A 20,519-nucleotide genomic window follows, 5' to 3' on the forward strand; every position below is an offset into this window, starting at 1 on the left:
GCTTCATTTAGGAGGTCTTGCGACGGCGGCGGTCCGCCAGCTCGTCGAAGCCGATGACGTTGTCGGCGTCGTCCTCGGTGACGCGCTCCGACGGGAACGCGGAGATGGTGCCGGTCAGCTCCTTCATGATCTGCGGCACGGCGATGCCGAACACGCCCTGGCCGCCGCCGAGGAGGTCGATGATCTCCTCGTTGGAGCGGCACTCGTAGACGGTCACGCCGTCGGAGACGAGGGTGATCTCGGCGATGTCGGACACACCGCGGTCACGCAGCTTGTCCACTGCGAGGCGGATGTTCTGCAGCGAGATACCGGTGTCGAGCAGACCCTTGACGATCTTCAGGACCAGGATGTCCTTGAAGGAGTACAGGCGCTGAGAGCCGGAGCCCTTAGCGCCACGGATGGACGGGCGCACAAGGCCGGTGCGTGCCCAGTAGTCGAGCTGGCGGTAGGTGATGCCGGCGACCTGGCAGGCGATCGGCACGCGGTAGCCGACTTCGTCGGACGGGCCGACGTCGAAAAGCGACTCCTGCACAGCGTCGAACAGGCCGTCCTGGTTTTCCTCGATGATGCTCACGTAATTACTCCCATGAAAGTTAGCTCGAAGCCTAATGACTATTAAAGGGTAAGCATACGTAGCTGGTCAATAGTCACATGCGTAACACGCCGAAACTCTCAAGGATTACTTGAGGGTTTTACCCCTCCTCGGGGTTATCCTCCCCCAAATCCGAGTTGTCGACTCCGAGGCTGCGCATCAACGCTTCGAAGTCCGCGTCGGCCTGGGCGTCGCCGCTGGCGGAGGCGGACTGTTCCGTGAAATCTTCGATCTCGATCTCCGCCTGCAGGTAGCGCTCCGCGTCCTCTTGCGACAAGAACACCGAGGCCTGGGCGGCGACCGTGTCGTCGACAGTCAGCTCCATGTCCAGCTCCTCGGCCAACAACAGCGCGTCGGACGCCCGCAGGTCAATCTCGGTGCCGCCGTAGATGGTCAGGGTGGCCATAAAGGTGCCGTCGACGTAACTGGACAGCTCAAGGCTGTCCGCTCCGTTAGTGGAGGTGCGGATAAGCTCCGCGATCGCGTCGACGGGACGCGGTCGGTTCGGGGCCCACCCGTCTAGGCGCATGGCCAGCTCAGCGCCCTCCATCGGCGGCAGCCACACGGGAATGCACCGGCCGTTCGTGGGGCGCTGCAGCAGGGCGCAGAGGAAATCTTCCGGGCCGACCGGAAACACGCCGATGAGGTTGACGGCCTCCATTAGCTCCCCAGCTGCTTGCGCAGCTCGTTTTTCACCAGCGACGCGTGCAGGGACACGACCAGCGCGGACATCTGCTGGCCGATCTCCTCGGCCTTCTGCTTCGCGGTGACCTTGCCGGACTTCGACACCGGCTCCGCAACCTGGTTGATCATGTCGGCCTGACGGGCCGCCGCGGTGCGCAGCGTCTTCAGGTGGCGGGCGTCGAAGCCGAACTCGGACAGCGACAGTGCGGTGGTGACGGTACGGACGTCGTCGGCGGTAAACAGCCCGGCGGCATCCGGGGTGATCAGGCCGACCTTGATGTACTCCTCCACCGTCGACGGATCCGCCTGGGCCTGCTCGGCCACGTCCGCGTCGGTCAGCTGCGTCGCCGACGGCGCGCGGAAGTTCTCTGGGGAAATCATCGGCTCGGACTCGCCGGCGGTAAGGATCGCGGTGACGTGGCCGGAATCCATCGCCTCGAGCTGCTCGCGGATGACCTTCAGCGGCAGGTAGTTGTCGCGCTGGGTGACCAGGATGTAGCGCAGACGCTCCACATCTTCCTCGGTGAAGCGGCGGTAGCCGGAGGCGGTGCGTTGCGGAGTGATCAGCCCCTCGGACTCGAGGAAGCGGATCTTGGAGACGGTCACGTCCGGGAACTCGGTGCGCAGACGCTCAAGCACCACGCCGATGGACATCGTTTTCGCGGTCTTGGTTGCCTTGGCGGCCTTCGCCGGCTTCGCGGGGGTAGCGGCTGGTGCCGTTTGACGGATTGCGCTCACGTGATCGAACTCTTCTCTAACTAGTTGCCGGCGGTGATGAAGACCAGACGGAATTTACCAATCTGGATTTCGTCGCCGTTGGTCAGCTCCTGGGAGTTGCGCGGCTCGCGGTTGACGTAGGTGCCGTTGAGCGAGCCCACGTCCACGACCTCGTAGCCGCCCTCGTTGCGACGGAACTCTGCGTGACGACGGGACACGGTCACGTCGTCGAGGAAGATGTCGGCCTCCGGGTGGCGGCCCGCAGTGGTGGAATCCTGGTCCAGCAGGAAACGCGCACCCGCGTTCGGGCCGCGCTTGACTACGAGGAGTGCCTCCCCATCCGACAGCTGGTCCGCACCGGCGGCGGAGTCCGCAGACGTCGCAGCTCCGGACTCCATCTCCTTGAGCAGGTCTGCGCGGAATACCGAGGTGGTTTCGACCTGGTTCTGCGGCGTGTTGTCGCTCATGGGTAACTCCTGACTTTCGAGTCGTGGTTGAGATCTCTCGCCATAATAGCGTCCGGCCCGCCGCGAGGGGCGGCTACCGGATAATGCCTAGCGAAAAATGTTGCCGATACCGGAAATGACTGAGTTGCCGGAACCCGCCAGCGGGTTGTCGGACACCATGTACGTCCACGTCGCGCTCGGGCGCTTCCAGCCTGCGTCCGCCAGGTGCGCGCCGTCGGCGTCAATGTCCACGGTGTTGAATGTTTCTACCGCCGCGGCGACCGCCCGGTTGGCCAAGTCCTTGAACTCGCGCACAGCGATGCGGTGGTACTCGTCGATCGGCGTTTCGCGGGCGATGGCGCGCAAGTGGATGGACTCGCGGACATCGTCCATCAGCGCCAGGTGCTCGGACCACTCGGCGTCCAGGTGGAACAGCATGATCTCCCGGGCCGCCTGCTCGAGCACGTCCTGCGGCAGGTGCGAAAGCTCGGCGGCGCGCTGCGGGGAGCGCTCCGACAGTTCGCGCCACGCGGTGTCCGTGTCCAGCAACGCGGCGCGCCGTTCGTCCAGGATGTCTCGGTGGTCCGCCAGCAGCTTGTTGTACTTCCAGGTCTGTGAGTGGATCTCCAGGAGTTGGCCTTCGGTGACGCGCTGGCAGTGCTCGATGAAGCTTTGGGCGCGGTTGCCCGTGATGCGTCCGTCCGGCTCCGGCTGAGCAGAGAACTGCTCCCCGTCGCCGCCGGAGGTGACAATGTCGTCGTCGAGGGAGACGAAGAACACGCTCAGCCCCGGGTCGCCCTGACGGCCGGCGCGGCCGCGCAGCTGGTTGTCTAGGCGCGCGGTGCGGTGGCGGGCTGTGCCGATCACGGCCAGGCCGCCGAGCGAGGCCACCTTGTCGTGGTCGCGTTCATCCGCGCCGCCGAGGCGGATATCCGTGCCGCGGCCCGCCATCTGCGTGGAGACGGTCACGCGTCCCACATCGCCGGCCTCGGCGATGATGCGCGCCTCCTCCGCGTCGTTTTTCGCGTTGAGCACGTTGACCGCGATGCCGCGGGCCTGAAGCGCTTCCGCCAGCGCCTCGGACTCCGCCACGTCGTGTGTGCCCACCAGCACCGGCTGGCCGGTGGAGTTGATGTGCTCGATCTCGTCGACGATCGCCGAGTTCTTCTCCTCCATCGTGGCGTAGATCCGGTCCGCCTCGTCGAAGCGCTGCAGCTCCTTGGCGCGGTCAATCACAGACACGCGGAGGCCGTAGAAGCTGCGCAACTGGTCGGTCGCCTCCACCGCGGTGCCGGTCATGCCGCACACCAGCGGGTAGCGGCGCATGAGCGCCTGCAAAGTGATGGAATCCAGGATGCGCCCGCCTTCGGACACGTCCAGCCCCTCCTTGGACTCCACCGCGGCCTGCAGGCCGTCGGGCCAGCGCTGCAGCTCCGCCACGCGCCCGCGGGAGGCGTCCACAAGCGCGACTTTGCCGTCGTCGACGATGTAGTGCACGTCGCGGATCAGCAAGGCCTTCGCGTGCAGCGCCAAGTTCACACGCACGAGAGTCGTGCCGATGTGCTCGTCCGAGTAGAGCGAGTCGATGCCCAAAAGCCGTTCGATCTTCGCCGCGCCGTCCTCGGTGAGGAAGGCGTTTCGCCCATCGGCGTCGATGGTGTAGTCGGTCTCTTCGTCCAGTTTCGACACGGCTTCGGTGATCTGGCCGGTGGCCTGCTTGGAGCCCTCGGAGCCGGCGAGCACGAGCGGCACGAGGGCCTCGTCGACGAGTACGCTGTCCGCCTCGTCGACCAGCGCGACGTCGGCAGGCGGCTGCACGGTCAGCTCGCGGGAGGTGATCTGGTTGTCGCGCAGGTGGTCGAAGCCGATCTCGGTCACCGGCGCGTAGATGACGTCGCTGCGGTAGGCGCTCACGCGCTCTTCGCGTGTCGACGACTCCGTGACCGCCGCCACCGTCAACCCGAAAAACTCCACGAGCGGGCGCATCCACTCCGCGTCGCGCGCGGCCAAGTAGTTGTTCACCGTGATCAGGTGGACGCGCTTGCCCTGCAACGCGAACCCGGTGGCGGCCATCGCGCCGACGAGCGTTTTGCCCTCGCCGGTGGCCATCTGGATCACGTCGCCCTCCAGCAGGCGCAGCACAGCCTGGTTCTGCACCTCGAACGGCGTCATGCCCAGGGTGCGCTGGGAGGCGACGGACAACCCGGCCAAAAAACGCGGTTTGTCGGCGATGGCACCGTCGCGCACGGTGGAGGCGACTGCGGAGGCGAGCGAAGCATCGTCGAGAAGCGAAAGCTCCCCGATCAGCCCATGCGCGTCCGCGACAACGGCCTTCGACTTCTTATTGTTGCGCTCCGTGGTGGAGCCCATGGCCTTCCAGAACCAGTCAAACTTGCCCATAAGAGGTAAGAATAACGCCAACGTGCCAAACCGTTGGTGCGACGATTAGTCTTGCAGCGAAAGTAACCGTTGCGTTGAACCGCCGAGCCGCAGGAGGACACGGCTACCCATGCTGTCTATGAACGTGAAAGTTCCGTCGTCGAAAGGCCACATGATGGCCGCGACCATCGACCGCCCCGACGGACCCGCGCAGGCCTACGCCATTTTCGCCCACTGCTTCGCCGGCTCCCGCCACACGCCCGGTGCCTCCCGCATTGCCAAGCGGCTGACTGAGCACGGCATTGCCACCCTGCGATTCGACTTCCCAGGCCTGGGCCAGTCCGAGGGCGATTTCAAAGACACCTCGTTTTCCGAGAATGTGGACGACATCGTCGCCGCCGCCCTGTGGCTGGAGGAGAACTACAAGGCCCCGCAGCTGCTCATGGGCCACTCCCTCGGCGGCGCCGCCACGCTAAAGGCCGCCACCCGCCCGGAGCTGAAGAAGATGATCAAGGCGGTGGCCACCGTCGGCGCACCCTTCGACCCGGCGCACTCGGTGCTGCACTACGCCCACGCGATCGGCGAGGCGGATGCGAACGGCTCGGTCGGGGTGGTGCTCGGCGGCCGCGAGCTGACCATCTCGCGCGAGTTCCTCGAGGACCTCGCCGACACCAACCCGGAGGAGTACCTGCCCAAGCTGCGCAAGCCGCTGCTTGTCGTGCACTCGCCTATCGACGTCACCGTCGGCATCGACAACGCCCAGAACATCTTCTCCCTGGCGCGCTACCCCAAGTCCCTGATGGCGCTGGACAAAGCGGACCACCTGCTCACCCGCCAGGGCACCGCGCATCGCGCCGCGGACATCATCGGCTCCTGGGCGCAGCAGTACATCCAGCCGCTGTTCGTCCCGGCGAAGACCACGGACACCAACGCCGTGTCCTACTCCGCGCGCGGCACGAAGTACGGCGACGTGGTGCGCACCTCCGACCGCGCGATCACCACCGACCGTTCCAAGAACACCGGCGGCAAGGGCCAGGGCGTCACCTCCACCGGCCTGTACATGTCCGCGCTCGCCGTCAGCTGCTCGCAGGCGGTGCGCGAGGCCGCCAAGGGCATGCAGCTTGACGACGTCCGCGTGGAAGTCAACCACAACGGCGACGGCACCTTCACCCGCCTGATCACCCTCTACGGCGACCTGACGGACGACGAGGTGGAGACCCTGCGCGCCGCGGGTGCGTCCTCCACCGTGGACGGCTACGTAGCCAAGGGCGAGATTGAAACGGCTGCGGAGACCGCCTCGCTTGAACGCCGACGCCGCCAGAACAAGCTCCACCGCGCGGAGCGCCTGGGCAAGTAATGGCTGAATCCGGGCTGTGGGCGGACGTGCGGGCCGTGTGCCCCTGCGGGCAGGGCCTGCCGTACGAGGCGTGCTGCGGGCGCTACATCAACGGCGCTGCCGCGGCGCCCACCGCTGAGACGCTGATGCGCTCGCGCTACACCGCCTACGTGCGCGGCGCGGGCTCCTACGTGGCATCGACTTGGGCGGATGAGACCCGGCCGGCGGATCTGTCCGTGGATCCCTCCGGCGAGCCGTTTTCCCAGCTCCAGGTGCTGGATACCGCCGGCGGCGGGCCTTTCGACGCCGAGGGCGTAGTCGAGTTCGCCGCCCACCACCCCGGCGGCGTCATGCGGGAACGCTCCCGCTTCGAGCGCCGCGCCGGTCGATGGGTCTACGTCGACGGCGTGGTCCGCTAAACCTAGGATGTCGGCAGTGACTGTCTGGTGACCTGCCGGTTTTTGGGTCCGTATGACAGTGCTGTAATATTTGCGCAGTTACCGATTAGGTAGCGGATCGGGCTGTGGCGCAGTTTGGTAGCGCACCACACTGGGGGTGTGGGGGTCGCAGGTTCAAATCCTGTCAGTCCGACAAAGTTTTCTTCTGGGGGTTCGGGGGTTTCTTTTTTCGCATTCGAGAAGCTGGCTCGTTCGACTAGATTCGATCTTGAAAGAGTTTCAATGGAGGTAAGTCGCTTGTTCGGGTTTGGGATAAAGAAATACAGCGAAGAATGGATTGAATCGCTCTCCGATGAGGATTGGAACGAAGAACGGGAAAAGGTTCGTGTTGACTACGAACGTGAGGATTGGCGCGAACTTCTAGACCGATTCGACGAAGTACACCACAAAAAGCATGACGACGGTAAGCCGTGGAACCCCCAAAACACACTGCGCATGGCTGGCATTTGCCTGACGATGACTGATTGCTGAACTCCCGCAGCCCAATTTGGATCAGCAATCGCGCAATTCTTCGTGAAATCGCGGAAACCTAGGTAGCTACTTTCGGAAAGAATTGGAGTCTCCCGCGTACCCGTGCTACCGCTTAGCCCCATCCATTAACTAATCAAATATGACAGAATATTGACATGGATACGTCAAAAGTGAGTAGCCGTCGGACCCCTCGTGCGGTCGAAGGTGGGCTTATCGAGATCGGCGACGATCTGCAGCGCTGGCGTCGCCTTAATCGCCTTACCATCGAGCAGGCCGCCTACCGCGCCGACGTGAGCGTGTCCACGTTGCGTCGCCTAGAGCAAGGCCACGGCGCGACGCTGGAAAACTTCCTCCGGGTATGCCGTGCGTTTCAACTGCTTGACCGGGTGAGAGACGCGGTTGATCCGATGGAACATGATCGCGGTCGGGCTTTGATTGAGCAGATGATTTAGCCATGGCACCCACGTCTATAGGCATCTGGACGGAGATCGAGGACCGCAAGATCTCCGTCGCAACCTATTTTCCGCATCAGCACGGTGGGACGCTCGAGTACGAAAAGGAGTGGATACAACATCCAGGCGCGTACGCGATCAGCCCCGCGCTTCCCCTTCACAGCGGAAAGCAGCCTCTTTTCTCTGATCGCGGGCACCTGCCCACCGCGCTTTCCGATTCTGCTCCGGATCGCTGGGGGCGGATGCTCATTCAAAAACAGTTTGCGCGGCGGGGTGAACAGCCGACCGAGGTCGACTACCTTCTCGGTGTCGACGATCGCCTTCGCCTAGGAGCGTTGCGCTTCGAAGTGAACGGGGTGACCCAATCGCCGAGCAGCCGGGTGCCCAAACTTGTGAACCTCGCTGACATTGAGCGTGCCTCGCGCGCCGTTGAGGAAGGCGATGATGCAGTGGATGCCTTGAGGCGCATCGCCGTTGCCGGATCCTCTCTGGGCGGAGCCCGTCCGAAAGCGACAGTCATTGATGACGGAGGCAAGCTGATGATGGCGAAATTCTCGTCATCCGCGGACACTATCGACGCGGTTGCCTGGGAAAAGGTTTGTTTGGATATCGCAGAACTTGCGGGCATCAACACACCGAGTTCAAGACTCTTGGAGATTAATGGGCGGTCCGTATTGCTTCTGGAAAGGTTCGACCGGGCCTACGGCGAGGATGGAAGCGAAGCCCGTATCCCCTACATGTCCGCAATGACGCTGCTCAATCGCACGGACGGCGACCGTGCATCCATGGTCGAGATCGCTGAGGAGCTTCGGCTGCTGAGCATCAATGGCGATTCCGCGGCCGAGCTTTTCAGCAGGGCAGCGATCAACCTGCTGGTGGGCAATACCGATAACCATCTGCGAAACCACGGATTCATTCGCGTAGGTGGTGCGTGGCAGCTCTCACCTGTTTTCGATATCACGCCCGCCACCACCAAAACCAATTTTGCCACCTCAGTGGACGTTGTCGGCGACGATTCGGTAGACACGCTCATTGGCGCCGCGGGCTGGTTTGGTCTCAATGACGCTCAAGCCATCGAGCGACTCAGCCGCGCAGTCGACGCAGTGAAGCAATGGAAAGAGCTCGCACGCAGAAACCAAATCGCCGTCGCCGAGGACAAACAGGTTGCGCCTGGTTTTGACGGAGAGCATCTGCAGCGAGCTCAACAGCTTATCCGCGAGCGCCGCGCTTAGGACACGATCTTGCCGTTCGCGTCGTAGGTGTAGAAGCCCTGCCCAGCTTCCAGGCCGGTCCTACCTTCTGCGACCATCGGCTTCAGCGTCGTCTCAACGAAGTCCTTCTGCCACTGCGGGGCGTTGTCGTTGGACTCGATCACGGCGACCAAGGTGCGCACGCCGACGAGGTCCATGATCTCAATCGGCCCGCGCGGGGACCCGGTGGAGTTGCACCAGTCGCGGTCGATGTCGACGGGGTCAGCGATGTCGTGGTGCAGCAGGTACATGCCGGCACTGAGCAGCGGCACCAGCAGGGTGTTCAGCACGTAGCCGGGCTGCTCGCGCTTGAGCGGGACCGGCACCATGTTGATCTGCTCCGCAAACTCCACAAGCTGGTCCACATACTTCGGGTCAGTGCCCTCGTGCGGCATGATCTCGGCGGTGTTCTGGATCCAGATGTGGTTGGCAAAGTGCAACGCCAAGAAACGCTCCGGCGCGCCCGTCGCGTCTGCGAACTTGCTCGGCATCAGCGTGGAGGTGTTGGTGGCAAACACCGCGGTATCCGGGGCGTACTCCCCCACCTCAGCCCAGACCTTGCGCTTCAGCTCGAGGTTCTCCGGGATCGCCTCGATAACTAGGTCCGCGTTCGCTACCGCTTCCTTCAGATCTGAGGTCTGCGTCACGTTCGCGTGCGCTGCCGCGATGGTTTCGTCGTTAGCGGACTCGAGCTCCGCCTTCATCTGTTCGCCGATAGCGTCGAAACGCTTCTTGCCGGCCGCGAGGGCCTCCTCGTTGATGTCGTAGGACACAACCTTCTTACCCGCGAACGCGGAGCAAAAAGCGATCTGCGCGCCCAGGACACCTGCACCAAGTACTGTTACGTTATTGAATGTCATACTCGTCACATTACGCCTCATTGCGTGACTTTGACGACGATTTCACTGTGAACTTTTACGTGAGCGAGTCTCGCTCCACCGGCACCAAACCGGTCGCCGCCCGCCGGCCCAGCTCCACGTAGTACGCCGCGTGGCGCAACCTGGCCTCGAAGGTGTCCGGCTCGAGCGTGCGCTTCACTTTGGCGGGCACGCCGGCCGCCAGAGAGAACTCCGGCAGCTCTTGGCCTTCGAGCACCACTGCCCCGCCGCCGACGATGCTGCCTTTGCCCACGCGCGAGCGCGACAGCACGGTCGCGCTCATGCCGATCAGGCAGCCGGGCTCGATGTGGCAGCCGTGCACCATGGCCAGGTGGCCGATGGTGACGTCGTCTTCCAGCACGGTCTCCCCGTCCGTGTCCACGTGCAGCACGGAGCCGTCCTGGACGTTGACGCGGTTGCCGATTCGGATCGCGCCCACGTCGCCGCGGATGACCACGCCGGGCCAGATGTTCGCGTCTTCGCCGATGGTCACGTTGCCGATAATGGTGGCCTCGTCGGAGATAAACGCCGAGGGGTGGATCTGCGGGGTTGCGCCTTCAAAGCTGTAGATCATGGCCACCATTGTGCCTTCGCTGCTACTCGACGGCACGCGGCGCTCAGCACACCATCCGCAGGGTGCCCGGCATCACGTCGAAGGTCACGGCACTGACCGCGCCGGCGGCGTCGCCGTCGAGCTCAAGCTGCTCGGGCTCGGCGAACTCCAGGGTGATACGGCGTCCCTCGAGGTACTCCATGCTCGGCGGCAGGGACGCCGGCGGGCGCGGCTGCACCTCGCTCGGCAGCAGCGCGTTAATGCCGCCGCGCACGGTGTCCAGCGCGAGTTTGCCGCCGATGCCCGCCCAGTCGGTGACGTCCTCGGCGCGCAGCACCACGGCGTCGAGTACCCCGTCGTCAGGCTGCGCGTCCGGCAACAGCGGGATCCCGCCCACCAGGTCGCTGCAGTTGCCGACGATGCAGGTGTGCAACGAGGTGGCTACCGATGGGTCGCTATCAAGCGTGATGTCCACGTCCACGCTGTTGCCGCCGCCGAGCGATTGGAACACGGCCGGCACGTACGCGAGCGGCCCGACGGCGGCCTTGAGGCTCTCGCGGGTGCGGTGGATCATGCCCGCATCCACGCCGACGCCGGCCATGACCGCGAAGCCGGAGTGCTCGGTGCGGCCATCCGGGTAGACCATTTCGGCGCGGCAGAGGTCGATGAGCCGGTCAGTGCCGGAAAACGCCCGGTGCACCGCCGCCTCTAGCAGAAGCGGCACGCCGAGGTTGCGCGCGAGCATGTTGCCGGTGCCCGCCGGCACAATCGCCATCGGTGTCTTCGAACCTGACACAGCTAGCGCGACCATGCGCACCGTGCCGTCGCCGCCGGCAGCGATGATCAAGTCCGCACCCTGCTCGAGCGCGCGGACAGCCTGGGAAAACCCGGGTCCCTCGGTGGTCGTTGCCGCCCACTCGATGTCCGCGCCCTCCCAGGCGTAGCGTTCTACCGCCCGGCGCAGCCGTTCGAGGTGGACTTTCACGGGGTTGTACACCACCGTCACCCGGGGCTTAGACGCGTCACTCACGCGCCTTATGGTAGCGGTGACGGCGCTCGACCGCGGCGCACCGCGCGGCTAGGACATGCCGACGCCGAAGAATTCCAGCAGCGTGCGGGTGGCAAACCCCTTGGACACCAGGCCTGTGTTGTCGGAGGTGCCGCCGGGCCATACGTGCGGCCCACCCTCGATGCGGTAGTGCGACAGCGCGGCGTCGCAGTCGTCCCAGCTCAGCATTGTCACCGTGTGCGACATCTCGACGTCTTCCCTGCGCACCGCGCAGTGGTTGCGCACCGCGGCCTCCTCGAGCATCTCCGGTGTGGAGTTGTACACCGTCTCGTGGCGTTCGCCGCCGTCGTAGGAGATGACCGGGTCGGCCGTGCCGTGAAAGTCGACGTGCTTCATCGGGATGCTCGAGCACCCTTCTGCGACGCGCTGGTAAAACGCGCCCGCCACCGTGGCGATGCCGCTGAACGCCTGCGGGCGTTGGCAACCCACAAAGGCCGCAAACCCGCCGCCGTTGGAGAACCCGGCGGCGAAAATCCGGGTGCGGTCGATGGAGTACTCGCCCTCGAGCTGTGAGAGCACGTCGTCCACGAACGCGAGGTCCTGCTCCCCGGTTGTCTCCGCGTACGGGGCGGGCGCCCACGCTTCGCCGACGCCGTCCATGAACGCCACTACGGCGTCCGCTTTGTCCAGCTGGGAGTGCTGCATGATCCGGTCCGCGTCCTCCTTATAGCCGTGGAACACTAGGATCAGCGGCAGCCGTTCGCGCTGCTTCGCGCCCCGCGGCACCGAAAGGATGTAGTCGCGCTTCAGCCCGGCCGAGGTCGTCTGCCTGCGTTCAATTGCTGGATCCGTCCACGGCTCCACCTCCCGGACAATGTCCTCGGGCGCATCCGGCTGCGTGGTGATCGCAGTGCGCAGCCGCGCCGCGTCACCCGCGCATCCTGCGACGGTGAAGCAGGTTACGGCTAAGCCAATGGCGGCCGCGGCGCGGATCACTGGGCGGTAAAACACGCAAGGTAGATTAGACCATCGTGCACGCGAGCGGAACACAGCCAGGACCCAGCAGGAAAGCGGGACCGAGGTTCAGAAACTCCGCGCACCGCAGCGGCGCGGCCGAGGCGTTCACCCGCGACGCAACCCGCTACGACGCCGCACGCCCCACCTACCCAGCCGCACTCGGAGAGCTCGTCGGCCCCGGCACCGTCTGCGACGTCGGTGCAGGTACCGGCAAGTTCACACAATTGCTTTGCGACGATTCACGATCCGTGTTCGCCTGCGACCCCAGCGACGACATGACCCGGGTCTTCCACACGGTGCTGCCCGCGGTACCCGTGTGGCGCGCCACCGCCGAAGCGACCGGACTCGCAGACGACTCCGTCGACGCGCTGACGTGCGCGCAAACCTGGCACTGGGTGGATGTGCACGCCGCAAGCCGAGAGGCGGACCGCGTGATCCGTCCCGGCGGCCGCCTCGTACTGTGCTGGAACACGCTAGCCGTGCGCCACCCCTGGGTATTGCGGCTCAGCCGCATCATGCACTCCGGCGACGTGCAGCGCGAGGGCTTCTACCCGGAGGTCGCCTCCCCCTGGCAGCTGGAAAACGAGCTGCGCCAGGAATGGTTGCACCCCATCGCCGTGGAAGACTGCTTCGAGCTCATGGCCACCCGCTCCTACTGGTTGAAAGCGAACCAGCGCACCCGCGCAAAGATGGAGGCTAACCTGACCTGGTACCTCTACGAGCGCCTCGGCTTCGACCGCGGCGACACCATCCCGCTGCCGTATCGCACCGACGCGTTCGTCTACCAGCGCGCCTAGCCGGCGCGGCTGTACTCGACCCCGAAGAATTCCAGGATCGCTTCAGTGGCGTCCACACCGCGCCGGGCAGCCCACGGGCCGGTGGGCCATTCGTGGCCCATGCCCTCCACCGCAATTAACTCGGCGCGGGCGCGGCCGCCGTTGCGCCGCTCAAACGCCGCCACCACCTCCGGTGCGCCATAAGTGGTGTCGTCTTCTGCTCCGCTGTACGGGGAGCGCTGCTCGCCGGCAAACGGCACCACGTCGTCGAATGTGCCGTGGATGTTCAGGTAATCCACCGGTCGTCGGGCGGCGGCGATCTCGTCCGGTGTTGCGCGCACCGCGGCGGCCACGGTGGCCACCCCTGCGAGCTCGAGGCCGGTCAGACTCAGGTGCACTGCCAGCCCACCGCCATTGGAAAAGCCGACCAGGTAGGTGTTGGTGGTGGCGAAGGTGGACCGGAGGTCGTCGAGAAGCGCACGCACAAACGCTTGATCCTCGTCGAAGGTGGTCCGCGCATACGGTGCGGGCGACCAGGCGAGGCCCGCACCCGTGGGTGCTGCGACGATGGCGCGCGCCCGGTGCAAGCCCGTGCCGGCGAGGAAATCGCGGCCGTTGTCGCCTTTACCGTGCAGCGCGACGATCACCGGCAGCGCGCCGGTGTGACCCGCGGGAACGCAGACGTGGTAGCTGCGCTCAACGCCGTCGACTTCCACCGTGCGCTGCCGCATAGGCCCTAGGCCTTCTTCCCGCGGCGCTCGCGCACGCGCACCGCGATGCGCACCGGGGTGCCGTGGTAGCCGAACTGCTCACGGAACTTTCGCTCTAGGTAGCGGCGGTAACCGGCGTCCAAGAACCCGGTGGTGAACAGCACGATTGTCGGCGGGCGGGTGCTGGCCATGGTGGCGAACAGTAGCTTGGGCAGGCGGTTGTTCTTCATCGGCGGCGGGTTCGCCGCGATCGCGTCGCGCAGCCAGTTGTTCAGCTGGCCGGTGGAGATGCGCTTGTCCCAGTTTTCCAGCGCCTCCTTCATCGCCGGCTCCAGGCGGTGCAGGCCGCGGCCGGTGTCGGCGGAGATGTTCAGCTTGGTCACCCACTTGAGCTGGCCCATCGTCTCGTCGAACTCGCGGTCGAAGTCGTAGCGGCGGTCCTCGTCCATGAGGTCCCACTTGTTAAAGCAGATGACCATGGCCTTGCCGGCCTCCAGCACCATGGAGATCACGCGCTGGTCCTGCTCGGAGATTTCCTCCGAGGCGTCGATGAGCACGACGCACACCTCGGCGGCCTCGATGGTGCCGCGGGTGCGAAGCGACGCGTAGTACTCGTGGCCTTGGGCGTTTTTCACCTTCTTGCGCAGGCCGGCGGTGTCGATGAAGGTCCACAAGTCCTCGTCCAGCTGCACGAGCTCGTCCACCGGGTCCACGGTGGTGCCGGCCACGTTGTCTACCACGGAGCGGTCGGACCTGGTCAGCTTGTTCAGCAGGCTGGACTTGCCCACGTTCGGCCGGCCCACCAGCGCCACGCGGCGCGGGCCGCCGGTAATGGATTCCTTCACGCGCGGCTCGTCCGGGAACAGGCGCAGGATCTCGTCGAGCACATCTGCGCCGCCGCGGCCGTGCAGCGCGGAGACCGGCCACGGGTCGCCCAAGCCGAGCGAGTAAAACTCGGCCACGTCGCCCCACTGGCTGTCGGACTCGAACTTGTTTGCCACCAGGATCACCGGCACTTCGGAGCGCTGCAGGTTGCGGGCCATCACCGCGTCCGTTTCAGTGATGGCGGTTTTCGAGTCCACCACCATGACGATGACGTCGGAGGTGGCCATCGCGGCCTCCGCCTGGCGGGCAATCGCGGCGTGGATGCCCTTCGCGTCCGGGTCCCAGCCGCCGGTGTCCTGCACCCAGAAGCGGCGCCCGCCCCAGTCGGTGATGTAGCTGACGCGGTCGCGTGTGACACCCGGGTGGTCCTCCACCACAGCCTCGCGGCGGCCGATGAAGCGGTTCACCAGCGAGGACTTGCCCACGTTCGGGCGGCCAACGATGGAGACCGTCGGCAGCGCTTCGGTGACCACGTCGGGCTGAGCGATGCCGTACTCGGCCTCGAGCTCTGCCCACTCATCCTCGGTCAGCTCGTCGTCGGAGTCGTAGCCCTCGCCAAAGTCCGCTTCGCCGAACTCGGACTCGTCAATGCCGGCGTCCTCGAAGCCCTGCAGGTCCTCTTCAGCGTTGAAGTCCTTGTTCTCGTAGTACTCGGCGCTGTCGGCGCCAACCACGTACGCATCCATGTCCGTGTAGCCGGAACGGTCGATGCCGGGCTGGATGAACTGGGTTTCCGGCTCGAGGTGCTCGCCGTTGGAGTTGCTGTTGCACTCGCTCATCGTGCGCTCCTCTCCACGACCTCAGTCAGTGCCGCCAGAACCTCGTCCGGCGTCATCTCGGAGGTGTCCACCAGCACCGCGTCATCGGCGGGCTTGAGCGGGCTGGTCGCGCGGGAGGAATCAGCCTGGTCGCGGCGCTGCACGTCCGCAAGCACCGCGTCATAGTCCGCCTCGCGCCCCGCCGCGATGTCCTGGTCGTAACGGCGCTTCGCGCGCACCTCGGCGCTCGCGGTCATGAACACCTTCGCGGGAGCGTCCGGCAGCACGACCGTGCCGATGTCGCGGCCTTCCACGATCGCGCGGCCAGCCTCGCGGGCCAGTTTGCGCTGCAGCTCCACCAGGTTCACGCGCACCTCGGGGATGGCGGAGACGGCTGAGACGTGCTTGGTCACCTCGGCGCCGCGGATTTCTCCCTTGACGTCCTCGCCGGCAAACAGCACCTCGGTGGAATCCGGGTCGTCGGAGACCTGCAGCGGCAGGTCCGCGGTCGCCTCAATCACCTTCGCCGTGTCCGCCGGGTCCACGCCCGCGCGCAGCACAGCCAGGGTGGCCACGCGGTACATCGCGCCGGTGTCCACGTATTTCGCGTCCAGGCGCTTCGCCAGCGCGCGGCACATGGTGGATTTGCCGGTGCCCGAAGGCCCGTCCACAGCCACGATGAGCCCGCCGTTTGCCGTGTTGGACAGTGTGTCAGCCATTTACATCCCCACCGCCTTGTACAGCGACGCCAGCTCGGAGGAGTTCAGCGCGCGCATGGAGCCCGGCTTCATGTCGCCGAGCTGCACCGTGTGGAACTTCGTGCGCACCAGGCGCTGCACCGGGTATCCGGCCTGCTTCAGCATGCGGCGGACGATGTGTTTGCGCCCTTCGTGCAGCTCCACGCGGATGATGGACTGGCCGTTATGCACGTCCACCACCTGCGCGTAATCCACCTTCGCGGGGCCGTCGTCAAGCTCGATGCCCTCTTTGAGCTGCTTGACCACCGCGTTGTTCGCCTCGCCGAGCACCGTGGCCAAGTAGGTCTTGGCCACCTCGTACTTCGGGTGGGTCAGGCGGTTGGCCATTTCGCCGTCGTTGGTGAGCAGCAGCAAGCCTTCTGTGTCCGCATCCAGGCGGCCGACGTGGAACAGGCGCTGGCCAGACGCGGTGCGCTCGGCCAGGTAAGAGCCCACGGAGACGCGGTCCATCTCGTCTTTCATGGTCGAGTGCACGCCGCGCGGTTTGTTGAACACGAAGTACTCGTGATCTTCATTGACGTTGATGCGGGCGCCGTCGACGCGGATGATGTCCACGTTCGGGTTCACGCGCATCCCCTGGCGCGTCACGATTTCACCGTTGACCTCGACGCGGCCTTGCTCGATCATCGCCTCCGCGTGACGACGGGAAGCGACGCCCGCCTGCGCGAGCACCTTTTGCAGGCGGACACCCTCGGCCGCCACTTTCGCTGCGGCCGGGTCTTCGTCCCACCAGTTATCATCCAGCGGGTTCGGTTGGTTCTTCGCGGCGTTCTGGCGCCTCTTGTCTAGGCGAACATGCTGTTTCTTAGCCGGCTTGGCGTAGGAGATGTAGAACGTATCGTCCTTCCCACGCTTTTCCGGTGTGCCATCTCGGCGAGCGGGTGGTGTCATGCCCCGGGAGTTTACCAGGCATCCTCGATGGAATCGATGTCCGGAAGCAGCGGCGCAAGCTCCGGTAGCCGCTCGAGAGAATCGATGCCGAGTAGCTCCAAGAACAACTCGGTGGTGACGTAGCGGTGCGCGCCGTGATCCGGGACTTCTTCCCCGGCCTCCCCCGGGTCCACCTCCGCGATGAGACCGCGAAGCGCGAGCGTGCGCATCACGCCGTCCACGTTGACCCCGCGCACGCCAGCGACCTGCGCGCGGGTGACCGGCTGGCGGTAGGCCACCACCGCAAGGGTTTCCATCGCCGCGCGCGACAACTTCTTTTGCGTGCCGTCCAGCAGGAAAGCCTCCACCGCGTCGGCGTTGTCGGTGCGGGTGTAGAAACGCCAGCCCTCCGCCGTCTCACGCAGGTCGATGCCGGAGCCGCGCTCATCCAGCTCGCGGGCAAACTCGCGCAACTGGTCGGACACCTCTTCGTCGGTGGCGCCGAGCGCACTTGCCAGCTCCTCCACCGCGACGGGTGCGTCGATGACCAGCAGCACCGACTCGATGCGTGAACGCAGCTGGGAAACCATGGGCAAGCTATCCATGCTTCGGCAGTGTATCGGTCGCCGTCTCCCCGCTGTGTGCCTACGTCCAGTTCGAGGCCGCGACCACGGCCGGGTCCACGTCAAGCCCGGTCCAGGACACGTCCAGGCGCCCGAGCGCTTCGGGTTGCTCCGCTTCCACGGCTTTGGCTTTGTACAGCTCCAACAGCGCCAGGAAGCGGCCCACCACCTCCATGGAGCGGGTGCAGTCCCGTGTAAGCGCCGCGAACGTGAGCCACGAGCCGCTGCCAGCGAGTTTCAGCGTCTCCAAGATCTTGCCGGCCTGCTCCGGCACGGACACCGCCTGCGCGTGCAGGTGGTCGGTGCGCACCTCCTCCGGAGGGCGGGGGCGAAACACGCTGGCCGCCAGTTCGGCAAAACTTGCCGGGGTGTGCCCCAGGTCTACCGGGGGCAGCAGGTCCACAAACCGCGGTTCCATGGACACTGCGCGCGGGTAGCGCCGCAGCGCGTGTTTCTGCCACTCCGCGAACTGGTCGGCCACGCGTTGGTAGGCGCGGTATTGCAGCAGGCGTGCGAACAGCAGGTCGCGCGCCTCCAGCAGCTCCAGGTCCTCAATGTTTTCGCCGTCGTTGCCCGGCAGCAGCCGCGCGGTCTTCAAGTCCAGCAGGGTGGCCGCCACGACGAGGAACTCGGTGACCTCATCCAACGCTTCTGTCTCTCCGAGCGCGCGCGTGTAGGCTATGAACTCGTCGGTCACCTCGGCCAGCGCCACCTCTGTCACGTCCAGTTTCTTTGACTGGATCAGGGTGAGCAGCAGGTCGAACGGCCCCTCGAAGTTCTGCAGAGCCAGGGTGAACCCGGTGATCTCCGGCTGGGGGTACTGCTCGGGCGCGGCCGCTGCCACTAGCTGGTGCGCTCCAGCACCTCGAGCGCCAGGTTGCGGTACTGGTCCGCGCCCTGGGAATTCGGCGCCCAGGTAATGATCGGCTCGCCGGCCACAGACGTCTCTGGGAAACGGACCGTGCGGGTGATCACGGTGTCGAAGACACGCTCACCGAAGACCTCCACCACCCGGTCCATCACCTCGCGGGCGTGGGTGGTGCGGCGGTCAAACATGGTCACCAGGATGCCCACGATGTCCAGGTCGAAGTTGATACGGTCGCGCACCTTCTCCACTGTGTCCGTGAGCAGCGCCAGGCCGCGCAGGGAGAAGTACTCGCACTCCATCGGGATGATCACGCCGTGCGAGCACGCCAGCGCGTTGACGGTGAGCAGGCCGAGGGAGGGCCCGCAGTCGAGGATGATGAAGTCGTACTCGTTGCGCACCGGGCGCAACGCGCGCGCCAGGGTGTGCTCGCGGCCGACCTCATTGACCAGCTGGATCTCCGCCGCCGACAGGTCGATGTTGGCGGGGACCACGTCCAAGCCGGAGACATTGGTCGTGTTGATCGCGGCGTGGATGCTGGCGGTGTTGTCGAACAGCAGGTCGTAAACCGTGACCTGGTCCTCCTCGTAGGACACGCCCAGGCCAGCGGAAAGCGCGCCCTGCGGGTCCAGGTCCACCAGCAGGACCTTGCGGCCCTGCTCGGCCAGGCACGCGCCGAGGTTGATCGTGGAGGTAGTTTTGCCCACCCCGCCCTTCTGGTTAACCATGGAGATCACCGTTGCGGGACCGTGCTTGTCCAGCTCCTTCGGCTTGGCGAACTCACGCCACGGCCGCCCGGTCAGAAACGTCTTCTGGTCCGCAGCGTCAAACAGCGCCTCGTCCGCCATGGCCGGTCCTTCCCTCAATCACGTCCAAACCCTTGACTTCCGTCATCTTACAACGTTGTCATTACGCCCGCCTGCGCCTCCGGCGCAGGAACACAATCAACAGCGCGATCGCGGCCAGCAACGCAGCTCCAGCGATTGCGAGGGGCGCTACATCGCTTATCGACGACCCTTCGTCAACGCCTCGTCCTTGACCATCCTGGTTCGCGTAGTTGCCGTACTGGTTGTCCTCGTTGCTGTCGCCGGCTTTTTCGACCGGCACGTTGGTGGAGGTGATCACCGCGACGAAGTCCGCCTTGCCGTCGCGCACGACTTCCATGATGAACGGGTTGTCCGGTGTTTCGCCTTCCGGGTAGGTCAGGGTGATCGTGCGGCTGGTTTTGTCCACCTTGCGCTCGACGCCTTCAATCACCTGTCCGTTGACGTCCAAGTAGCGCAGGGTCGCGCCCTCGGTGTCGTAGCTGGCGTACTTCATCAGGTCCTTGACGCGGCTCAGCGGCACCTTCACCACGATTTTGTTGTCCTGGATCTCACCGTCGAAGTACAGCTTCGTCGCGGCGGCATCGTCGGCGGGCTCCGCCTTGGAGCGCGACGGGTGCGCCGCTGCCGGGGCGCTGCCAGCCTCGCCACCCTGGTTGCCGGAGCCTTCCCCGGCGCCGCCACCGGAGCTACCAGCTGCACCTTCACCTTCGGGGGTGTCCGAGCCGCCGGCAGCGGCACCGCCTACTCCCCCGCCGGAGCCGCCGGACTGACTACCTTGACCAGACTGACCGGACTCGCCAGAGTCCCCGCCGACATCCGCGGAGCCGTCGCCGACGGCGACCAGGTTCACCGTCGCCGAGTAGCCGCCAGCGCTTGCCGGCACGGCGGCGGTCGCACCGGGCTGGTTCGGCGCGCTCACGGTCACGGACGTGCCGGACGACGTCACCGTCCACCCGCCCGAGGAATAGTTCACGTCCACTGGAACGCCCACGTCCACGGTCGTGCTTTCACCGGCTGGCACGGAGATTTCGCCGGGGATCATGGACTGTATCTCCTCCGGGCTCATGCCGCCCGGAAGCTGCGCATTCGCCACCGGAGCGAGCGGAGCCGCGAGAAGCAGCGCGGCGGGCACGGCGAGCAGCGCAGCGCGGCGCGTGCTGTGCGTTTTCGAGGATGCGGGTCGCATGGTTAGTTCTCCCGTTAAT

Annotated in this window: 23 protein-coding genes and 1 tRNA gene; 7 read left to right on the forward strand and 17 right to left on the reverse strand. The window is 65.5% G+C overall.

Going from position 1 to position 20,519, the window contains the following annotated elements; genetic code table 11:
• Positions 1 to 7: 7 nt before the first annotated feature.
• The 5 genes from ACF3NP_RS04200 to secA2 form a co-directional block, all read right to left on the reverse strand.
• Positions 8 to 565: a MerR family transcriptional regulator gene (locus ACF3NP_RS04200; protein ID WP_181889576.1), complete on the reverse strand. Its 558-nt coding sequence runs from the start codon at positions 563 to 565 to the stop codon at positions 8 to 10.
• A gap of 127 nt (positions 566 to 692) precedes the next feature.
• On the reverse strand, positions 693 to 1,253 hold the full coding sequence (locus tag ACF3NP_RS04205) for a bifunctional nuclease domain-containing protein (protein WP_181888398.1): 561 nt from the start codon (positions 1,251 to 1,253) through the stop codon (positions 693 to 695).
• Entirely contained in the window at positions 1,253 to 2,014 is a 762-nt protein-coding gene (ftsR, locus tag ACF3NP_RS04210; RefSeq protein WP_392398988.1) for a transcriptional regulator FtsR, read from the reverse strand. The genes ACF3NP_RS04205 and ftsR overlap by 1 nt, the downstream gene beginning before the upstream one ends.
• Before the next feature lie 20 nt (positions 2,015 to 2,034).
• Positions 2,035 to 2,460, reverse strand: a complete 426-nt coding sequence (odhI, locus tag ACF3NP_RS04215) for an oxoglutarate dehydrogenase inhibitor Odhl (protein ID WP_181888397.1) — start codon at positions 2,458 to 2,460, stop codon at positions 2,035 to 2,037.
• An 87-nt stretch (positions 2,461 to 2,547) separates the two neighbouring features.
• Entirely contained in the window at positions 2,548 to 4,839 is a 2,292-nt protein-coding gene (secA2, locus tag ACF3NP_RS04220) for an accessory Sec system translocase SecA2 (protein WP_181888396.1), read from the reverse strand.
• A gap of 109 nt (positions 4,840 to 4,948) precedes the next feature.
• Here secA2 and ACF3NP_RS04225 point away from each other — a divergent pair, with 109 nt between their 5' ends.
• From ACF3NP_RS04225 to ACF3NP_RS04250, 6 genes are all read left to right on the forward strand, one after another.
• On the forward strand, positions 4,949 to 6,175 hold the full coding sequence (locus ACF3NP_RS04225) for a bifunctional alpha/beta hydrolase/OsmC family protein (protein ID WP_181888395.1): 1,227 nt from the start codon (positions 4,949 to 4,951) through the stop codon (positions 6,173 to 6,175).
• Positions 6,175 to 6,573 (forward strand): YchJ family protein, encoded by a 399-nt coding sequence (locus ACF3NP_RS04230; RefSeq protein ID WP_181888394.1) that lies wholly within the window; start codon positions 6,175 to 6,177, stop codon positions 6,571 to 6,573. The genes ACF3NP_RS04225 and ACF3NP_RS04230 overlap by 1 nt, the downstream gene beginning before the upstream one ends.
• 98 nt (positions 6,574 to 6,671) lie before the next feature.
• Positions 6,672 to 6,745: transfer RNA gene (locus tag ACF3NP_RS04235), tRNA-Pro, on the forward strand.
• Between the two features lie 89 nt (positions 6,746 to 6,834).
• Entirely contained in the window at positions 6,835 to 7,083 is a 249-nt protein-coding gene (locus ACF3NP_RS04240) for a hypothetical protein (RefSeq protein ID WP_181888393.1), read from the forward strand.
• A 155-nt stretch (positions 7,084 to 7,238) separates the two neighbouring features.
• The gene (locus ACF3NP_RS04245) at positions 7,239 to 7,535 is read left to right on the forward strand and encodes a helix-turn-helix domain-containing protein (protein ID WP_181888392.1); all 297 of its coding nucleotides are present in this window, start codon (positions 7,239 to 7,241) and stop codon (positions 7,533 to 7,535) included.
• Positions 7,536 to 7,537: 2 nt separating this feature from the next.
• Entirely contained in the window at positions 7,538 to 8,767 is a 1,230-nt protein-coding gene (locus ACF3NP_RS04250; protein WP_181888391.1) for a type II toxin-antitoxin system HipA family toxin, read from the forward strand.
• Here the strand turns inward: ACF3NP_RS04250 and ACF3NP_RS04255 are convergent.
• From ACF3NP_RS04255 to ACF3NP_RS04270, 4 genes are read right to left on the reverse strand one after another with little or no spacing between them, the layout of a single operon-like run.
• Positions 8,764 to 9,645, reverse strand: a complete 882-nt coding sequence (locus ACF3NP_RS04255; RefSeq protein WP_181888390.1) for a 3-hydroxyacyl-CoA dehydrogenase — start codon at positions 9,643 to 9,645, stop codon at positions 8,764 to 8,766. The genes ACF3NP_RS04250 and ACF3NP_RS04255 overlap by 4 nt on opposite strands.
• A gap of 55 nt (positions 9,646 to 9,700) precedes the next feature.
• Positions 9,701 to 10,237: a gamma carbonic anhydrase family protein gene (locus tag ACF3NP_RS04260; RefSeq protein WP_070474044.1), complete on the reverse strand. Its 537-nt coding sequence runs from the start codon at positions 10,235 to 10,237 to the stop codon at positions 9,701 to 9,703.
• A 43-nt stretch (positions 10,238 to 10,280) separates the two neighbouring features.
• Positions 10,281 to 11,246 (reverse strand): diacylglycerol kinase family protein, encoded by a 966-nt coding sequence (locus tag ACF3NP_RS04265; protein ID WP_181888389.1) that lies wholly within the window; start codon positions 11,244 to 11,246, stop codon positions 10,281 to 10,283.
• 48 nt (positions 11,247 to 11,294) lie between these two features.
• Positions 11,295 to 12,236, reverse strand: coding sequence for a PHB depolymerase family esterase (locus ACF3NP_RS04270; RefSeq protein ID WP_181888388.1), 942 nt, complete (start codon positions 12,234 to 12,236; stop codon positions 11,295 to 11,297).
• A gap of 20 nt (positions 12,237 to 12,256) precedes the next feature.
• Between ACF3NP_RS04270 and ACF3NP_RS04275 the strand changes: the two genes are divergently transcribed.
• The gene (locus tag ACF3NP_RS04275) at positions 12,257 to 13,039 is read left to right on the forward strand and encodes a methyltransferase domain-containing protein (protein WP_181888387.1); all 783 of its coding nucleotides are present in this window, start codon (positions 12,257 to 12,259) and stop codon (positions 13,037 to 13,039) included.
• Here the strand turns inward: ACF3NP_RS04275 and ACF3NP_RS04280 are convergent.
• From ACF3NP_RS04280 to ACF3NP_RS04315, 8 genes are all read right to left on the reverse strand, one after another.
• Positions 13,036 to 13,749: a CE1 family esterase gene (locus tag ACF3NP_RS04280; RefSeq protein ID WP_181888386.1), complete on the reverse strand. Its 714-nt coding sequence runs from the start codon at positions 13,747 to 13,749 to the stop codon at positions 13,036 to 13,038. The two genes, ACF3NP_RS04275 and ACF3NP_RS04280, sit on opposite strands and share 4 nt — an antisense overlap.
• A 5-nt stretch (positions 13,750 to 13,754) precedes the next feature.
• The gene (gene der / locus ACF3NP_RS04285) at positions 13,755 to 15,299 is read right to left on the reverse strand and encodes a ribosome biogenesis GTPase Der (RefSeq protein ID WP_239306622.1); all 1,545 of its coding nucleotides are present in this window, start codon (positions 15,297 to 15,299) and stop codon (positions 13,755 to 13,757) included.
• An 89-nt stretch (positions 15,300 to 15,388) separates the two neighbouring features.
• A complete protein-coding gene (gene cmk, locus ACF3NP_RS04290; RefSeq protein WP_181888385.1) occupies positions 15,389 to 16,090 on the reverse strand; it encodes a (d)CMP kinase in 702 nt (233 codons plus the stop codon).
• A complete protein-coding gene (locus ACF3NP_RS04295) occupies positions 16,091 to 17,020 on the reverse strand; it encodes a pseudouridine synthase (protein WP_181888384.1) in 930 nt (309 codons plus the stop codon).
• An 11-nt stretch (positions 17,021 to 17,031) separates the two neighbouring features.
• The gene (scpB, locus tag ACF3NP_RS04300; RefSeq protein ID WP_181888383.1) at positions 17,032 to 17,604 is read right to left on the reverse strand and encodes an SMC-Scp complex subunit ScpB; all 573 of its coding nucleotides are present in this window, start codon (positions 17,602 to 17,604) and stop codon (positions 17,032 to 17,034) included.
• A 40-nt stretch (positions 17,605 to 17,644) separates the two neighbouring features.
• Positions 17,645 to 18,466: a segregation/condensation protein A gene (locus ACF3NP_RS04305; protein WP_181888382.1), complete on the reverse strand. Its 822-nt coding sequence runs from the start codon at positions 18,464 to 18,466 to the stop codon at positions 17,645 to 17,647.
• A complete protein-coding gene (locus tag ACF3NP_RS04310) occupies positions 18,466 to 19,335 on the reverse strand; it encodes a ParA family protein (RefSeq protein WP_181888381.1) in 870 nt (289 codons plus the stop codon). Before ACF3NP_RS04310 ends, ACF3NP_RS04305 begins: the two co-directional genes overlap by 1 nt.
• Before the next feature lie 61 nt (positions 19,336 to 19,396).
• Positions 19,397 to 20,500 carry a hypothetical protein gene (locus tag ACF3NP_RS04315; RefSeq protein WP_181888380.1) on the reverse strand — a complete coding sequence of 368 codons (1,104 nt, stop codon included), beginning with the start codon at positions 20,498 to 20,500 and terminating at the stop codon, positions 19,397 to 19,399.
• Positions 20,501 to 20,519 lie beyond the last annotated feature (19 nt).

The sequence above is a fragment of the Corynebacterium lehmanniae genome (assembly GCF_043161975.1).
Lineage (GTDB): Bacteria > Actinomycetota > Actinomycetes > Mycobacteriales > Mycobacteriaceae > Corynebacterium > Corynebacterium lehmanniae.